This window comes from Dehalococcoidia bacterium, from assembly GCA_035574915.1.
GTDB lineage: Bacteria > Chloroflexota > Dehalococcoidia > DSTF01 > WHTK01 > DATLYJ01.
Map to the genome: position 1 here is coordinate 1 of DATLYJ010000146.1, position 5,333 is coordinate 5,333.

Here is a 5,333-nt window from a genome sequence, read left to right on the forward strand (position 1 = left end):
CGGGCGCCTGCCAGCCGCCAGCCGTGAGGCAGGGAGCCTCGCACCAACTGGACGAGGCCCGGGTCAGGCTCGTCTATCCGGGCGTCGACCGAGCGCAGGGGCAGGCCTTCGTCCCCGAGGATGGTCGCGAGCCGGGAGGCCTGCTGCGAGACGATCACCACGCTTGCCGCGGAGGGGCCGCGAATAGCCTCGCCGAGGTCCCGGGCCAGGACACGGACGCGGCCGCCGTAGCCGGCCGCGGCGCTGAAGGGCGGCCTGGCGGCGCCGGACTCCTCGGTGGCGAAGCGCGCCAGTTCGAGCAGGGCGTGCCGCTCCAGTGACGGCTGGAGGTCGTGCCAGTTCGCCTGGGCAGGCGGTAGACCGGAGGGAAGCTCGCCCCGCATCTCGCGCTCGATGCGCATGGTCGCGGTCTCGGCGACGTACTCGTCCAGGGCGCGGGAGAGGTCCAGAGGCTCGTCCAGGACGACGGTGGACCCTGCAGGCAGATGGTCCAGAAGCGAGAAGGGCGAGAGGAGGGAGGCGAGGAAGGGTGGCGCGCGCTTCACGTCGCCGTCAGCCAGCGCGTCGAGGCCTTCGGTGATGCGCTCGCGGACGTCATCGCTGCAGCGCGAGAAGTCGAGCAGGTCTCGCAGGCGGGCGGCTGCGGCGGGGTCGGGCGAGAACTCATAGGCTCGTCCGACCGTCGCGGTATCGAGTCGGCCCTGGGAGCGCTGAGTGTCGGGGTCGAACTCGCGGATGCTCTCGACCTGGCCACCGAAGAATTCCACACGGATGGGGCGGGCGCTTGAAGGCGGGAAGAGGTCGATGATGCCGCCGCGGCGCGCGGCCTGCCCGGGCGCCTCGACCAGGGGCGCGACCTCGTAGCCGGAGGCGTGCAGCCGGCGAAGGAGGTCGTCCGGGGTGAGCCGCATGCCGGCCGAGAGGGTCGACACGGACTCCGCCGCCGCCTTCGGGGAGAGCGTGCGCTGGGCCACAGCCTCGACGCAGGCGACGACTATCGGACGTCCACCGGACGATAGCCGGGCGATGACGTCCAGGCGTTCCCTGACCTCCCAGGGGTCTTCAGCAGCCCTCTCGTAGGGCAGGGTGTCGCGCTCCGGGAAGAGCCGCACGCGGGCAGCATCGGCGCCCAGCCAGGCGGCAAGCTCGTCGACCAGGTCGCGGGCGCGCAGCGCCCTGGCAACGACTACGAGCACGGGGCCCTGGGCATCCCGGGCGCTGGCGGCGATGACGGCAGGCTTCACGGCGTCGGCAACGCCGAGGACGAGCCGCCGCCCCGGCTCGGCGCGGCCGCCGCCCAGGGCGCGAGAGACAGGCGGGAGCAGGTTCGACAGGTCCATGAATGTTAACGCCGAAACGGCCTCGTGCGGCTGCACGGGGCCTTGACCTCCATTGTAGCGTGACCCTTCTTGACTGTCCGAATGGCCCTGGAGCACAACCTTTTAAGGAGCTAACCTTCAGTAATTAAGGTGGCGAACGAGTTTCGCGAGAGCCTCGAAGGCCTGCTGGCCGGACTCTCCAGCCGTGCCCTCCCGGTCGCGGGCGTGTGGACGGCCGTGCCTGGCGGCGAGAGCTATCGAGCGGTCGCGCTCGCAGGCGCGGCCGGGCCAGCGTTTCAGCCCTTTCGGAACTGGCTCTGGTCCCGGGAACTCCCCGTCCGGGCAGTAGGGCAGTTCCTGCCATCGAGCGGCACAGGGCAGGTCGCGGTGGACGACCTGCTTTTCAGCGCCCAGGCGCTCGCGTGGTCCCGCGAGGCGGGAGCCACTGCCTGCGTCATGCTCCGCGTCGCGGGGAACGCCCTGGCGTTCCTGGCCTTGTTCGCGGCGCCGCAAGCGGCCGCGAACGTAGAAGCCAGGCTTCCGGAAGCCGCCGCCGCCACGGCGGACGTCCTGGCCGCGATCCGCGAGAGGACAGGCGCCGCCGAAGGCCTGGAACGCTATCCCCTGCTCGCCGACCACGAGGACGATGTGGTGTACGCCTTCAGGTTCCTCCCGGAGCCGCGGTTCGAGTACGTCAGCGCCTCGGTGGAGCGGCTCGTCGGCTATACACCTGAGGATCACTACCGCGACCCGGACCTCGGCCTGAAGCTCGTGCACGCAGATGACCGCGCGCTGATCGAGAGCTTACGCGCCGGAGGCATCGGGCCGAGCCGCTTTGTAGCGCGCTGGCTACGGCGAGACGGCGTGGTAGTGCGCACCGAGCACCGGGTCACGCCCCTGTTTTCGATCGAAGGGGAAGTGGTCGCCCTCGAGGGGGTAGCGCGCGCGAGGCCTCTCGGGGGCTAGCGCCCCGTGGAGCCGTGGCCGCGACCTTCGCGCTGCGAGGGGGTGAGGTCCGCGACTTCCACCAGGTCAGCTTCGGCGAGCCTGACGACTACCAGTTGTGCGATGCGGTCGCCGTCGTAAACACGGTAGTCCCGGCGCGAACCGAAGGTGTACATGGAGACCAGCACTTCACCGCGGTAATCCGAGTCTATCGTCCCGAAGACCACGTTCACGCCCTCCCGCCCGAGACCGGAGCGCGGCCGCACCTGCAGGTCGTAGCCGGGCGGGGCTTCCACGGCAATGCCGGTGGGGACGAGGGTCACGTCCGGGCCAAGGTCGAGGAATCCCCCCGCGTCGAGGCAGGCGTGAAGGTCGTAGCCGGAGGCGCCGGGAGTTGCGCGCCGCGGCAGTCTAGCGCCGGGCCGGAGGAGCTTGACCTTGATCTCGACCGGCAAGGGTTCCTGAGGGCCCAAGCCTAGCGAGCCGAAATGCCCTCGGTCTTCACGATACCGCGGGCGACGAGGCTGTCGAGTTCGTCTGCCATGCCGATGTCCGCGAGGACGGAGAGCGCGTCCGCGCCGGGGCGAGGCGCGGGCCGCCCGGGGACGACGGGGCTGCGGGACAGGCGCGGCCCGGGGCCGGTCGTCGTGATGGGACCGAGACCTTCGTGGTCCCTGGTGATGCTCAGGCCGTGGGCGCGCACCCAGGGGTCTTCCATGAGCGCGGCGACGTCGTCGACGTTGCGGTGGGCGCCGGCGCCAGCGGCCGTCAGGCGCTGGGCGGCGTCCTCGACCGTGAGGCGGACGAGCGCCTGCTCGATTGCGGACGCGAGGGAGTCGCCCTCCAGCGCGGCGAGGCCGGGGCAAGCCAGCGCCGCCTCCAACGCCTGGAGGCCGGACCGGCGCGCCGCGAGGAACAGCCAGCCGTCCGAGCACTGGTAGAGCCGGTGCAGGGGGCCGGAGCCGATGGCGTCCTGCCCCCTAGGCTCGTCCCAGACCTTGCCGGCGTAGTCGAGCATGAACGGGGACTGCAACATGGTCGCGGTGTAGGCGAGGGCGGTGTCGACGTGCTGACCCTGGCCCGTCTTGCGCCTGTGGAGGAGGGCGAGGGCGACGCCGTAGGCGCCCATGAAGCCGGTGCCGTAGTCGTTCACGGCGAAGGGCTGTAGCGTGGGACGGCCGTCGCCGCCGTAACGCTCCTGCATGCCAGTGGCGGCCTGGGCGATCTGCTCGTGGCCGGGGCGGCCGGCGAAGGGGCCGATCTGGCCGTAGGTGTTGAGGGAGGCGTAGACGATGTCGGGCCGCCGCGCCCTGACCGCCTCGTAACCGAAGCCGAGCTTTTCGGCGATGCCCTTGCGGAAGTTCTGGACGACGACATCGGCTGTGTCGACGAGCTTCCAGAAGATTTCGAGGCCTTCGGGCTTCTTGAGGTCGAGGACAATGCTGCGCTTGCCGCGGTTGATGTCGTTGTGGAAGGCGACGCCCTCGCGATAGGGGCTGTCGATCTTGATGACCTCCGCACCGAACTCGGCGAGCGTACGGCCGCAGGTGGGGCCGGCGAGGACGATGCAGAGGTCGATCACCCTCACGCCGTCGAGGGCTGATCGGATGAGGGCCTCGGCCTCAGCACGGGTGGCCGGAGGAGAGACAGCGGCCGCCACGATTTCGTCGCGGTGCTGGTTGGGCGCCGGGCGAGGGGAGCGGATCTCACCGGGCGTGGCGGACATGCGGACGTTCACGCCGGGCTGGACGAGTCGGCCAAGGACCGGGTCGGTGGTCTCGATGATGATGCGGGAGGCGCGGGCATGTTCGTTCTCGAGCCACTCGGCGCTGGTGCGGCAGACGGAGCACTCGGTCCCGACCTTTTCCGCGAAGTCCTCCCACTCCTGGGCGGTGCGAGTGCGGAAGAGCTCTTCGGTGCGGCGGGCGGTCTCCGGGGAGGTATCGCGCGCCCACTCTTCGGCGCCGACGGCACGCAGGAAGTCGACGAAGTTCTTGTTGCCGCCGTGGAACATGATCCAGCGCCCGTCCTTGCACTGGAACTGACGCGTCCAGCCCATGATGCGCGCCATGGCCTGGGCGTCCGCGCCCGGCGGGCGGCTGTGCACGCGGAGGCCGCGCGAACCTATGGCGGCGAAGGTGGCGTCGAACAGGGGCATCTCGATGCGCTGGCCAGCGCCGTCGCGCTCGCGCGCGTTCAGCGCCATCGCGATGGCGACGGAGGCCTGGAAGGCGGCGTAAACGGAGGAAATGGGGATCGCAGTGTAGACAGGCCGCCCTGTCCCGGGCGCGGGACGGTAGGTCGCAGTGGCGGCGCCGAGGACGCCTTCCCAGGCGGCGAGGTCACGGCGCGGGTCATCGTTAGCGAAGCCCGGCATGGAGCAGTACACGAGGCGCGGATTGGCTGCCATCATCGCCTCGGCGCCGACCCCGAGGCGGTCCATGACGCCGGGGCGGAAGTTTTCGACGAGGACGTCGGCGCCGGCGATGAGCTTCTGGGCGAGGTCACGGTCGCCGGGGGACTTGAGGTCGAGGGTGATGGAGCGCTTGCCGCGGTTATAGGTGGCGTTGGCGGGCGAGTCCCAGACAGGTCCGCCCGGCGGGTCGACCTTGATGACCTCGGCGCCCTGGTCAGCCAGGAGCATGCCGGTCATGGGGCCGGCAATGTATTGCCCGAAGTCGATCACGCGAATGCCGTCGAGAGCGCCTGCCATCCCCGCCTCCTGCAAGCCGGTAATGGCCGAAGGATACAACAGCGGTCGGCGAAGGGCCCCAGGGGGTGAGGGAGGGCCACCCCGGGTCGCGTTAGGGAGGGCGAGCAGTCTCGGCCTCCGCTGCAGCGCCCCATGCCAGGCGACGGTGGCGGCGAGGCCAGGAGCCAGGCGCGGAGGTGGGAAGGCCCGGCAGCGGCCTAGGAACCCGGCGCCGGCCTGGCGCCGGGCCCACCCCAGGCGCCGGGCGCGCGCTGGTTCGCGACGCCGCAGACGATGCTCTTGCCGATGGCGCCCTGTTCGTCGTACAGGGTGCACTCGCCGACGCAGACACCGGCGTCGCTGTGGTGGCTCGCGAC

At 70.8% G+C, this 5,333-nt stretch carries 4 protein-coding genes; 1 reads left to right on the forward strand and 3 read right to left on the reverse strand.

From position 1 onward, the window contains the following. Positions 1–1,376, reverse strand: a 1,376-nt coding sequence (locus VNN10_13335) for a hypothetical protein (GenBank protein ID HXH23004.1), incomplete at its 3' end; no start/stop codon positions are given. A gap of 93 nt (positions 1,377–1,469) precedes the next feature. Between VNN10_13335 and VNN10_13340 the strand changes: the two genes are divergently transcribed. Next, positions 1,470–2,285: a PAS domain-containing protein gene (locus VNN10_13340; protein ID HXH23005.1), complete on the forward strand. Its 816-nt coding sequence runs from the start codon at positions 1,470–1,472 to the stop codon at positions 2,283–2,285. Here the strand turns inward: VNN10_13340 and dut are convergent. Both dut and VNN10_13350 read right to left on the reverse strand, forming a co-directional pair. Beyond that, complete coding sequence (dut, locus tag VNN10_13345) at positions 2,282–2,719, reverse strand: dUTP diphosphatase (GenBank protein ID HXH23006.1); 438 nt, start codon at positions 2,717–2,719, stop codon at positions 2,282–2,284. The genes VNN10_13340 and dut overlap by 4 nt on opposite strands. Positions 2,720–2,739: 20 nt before the next feature. After that, positions 2,740–4,977: a CoA transferase gene (locus VNN10_13350; GenBank protein HXH23007.1), complete on the reverse strand. Its 2,238-nt coding sequence runs from the start codon at positions 4,975–4,977 to the stop codon at positions 2,740–2,742. Positions 4,978–5,333 lie beyond the last annotated feature (356 nt).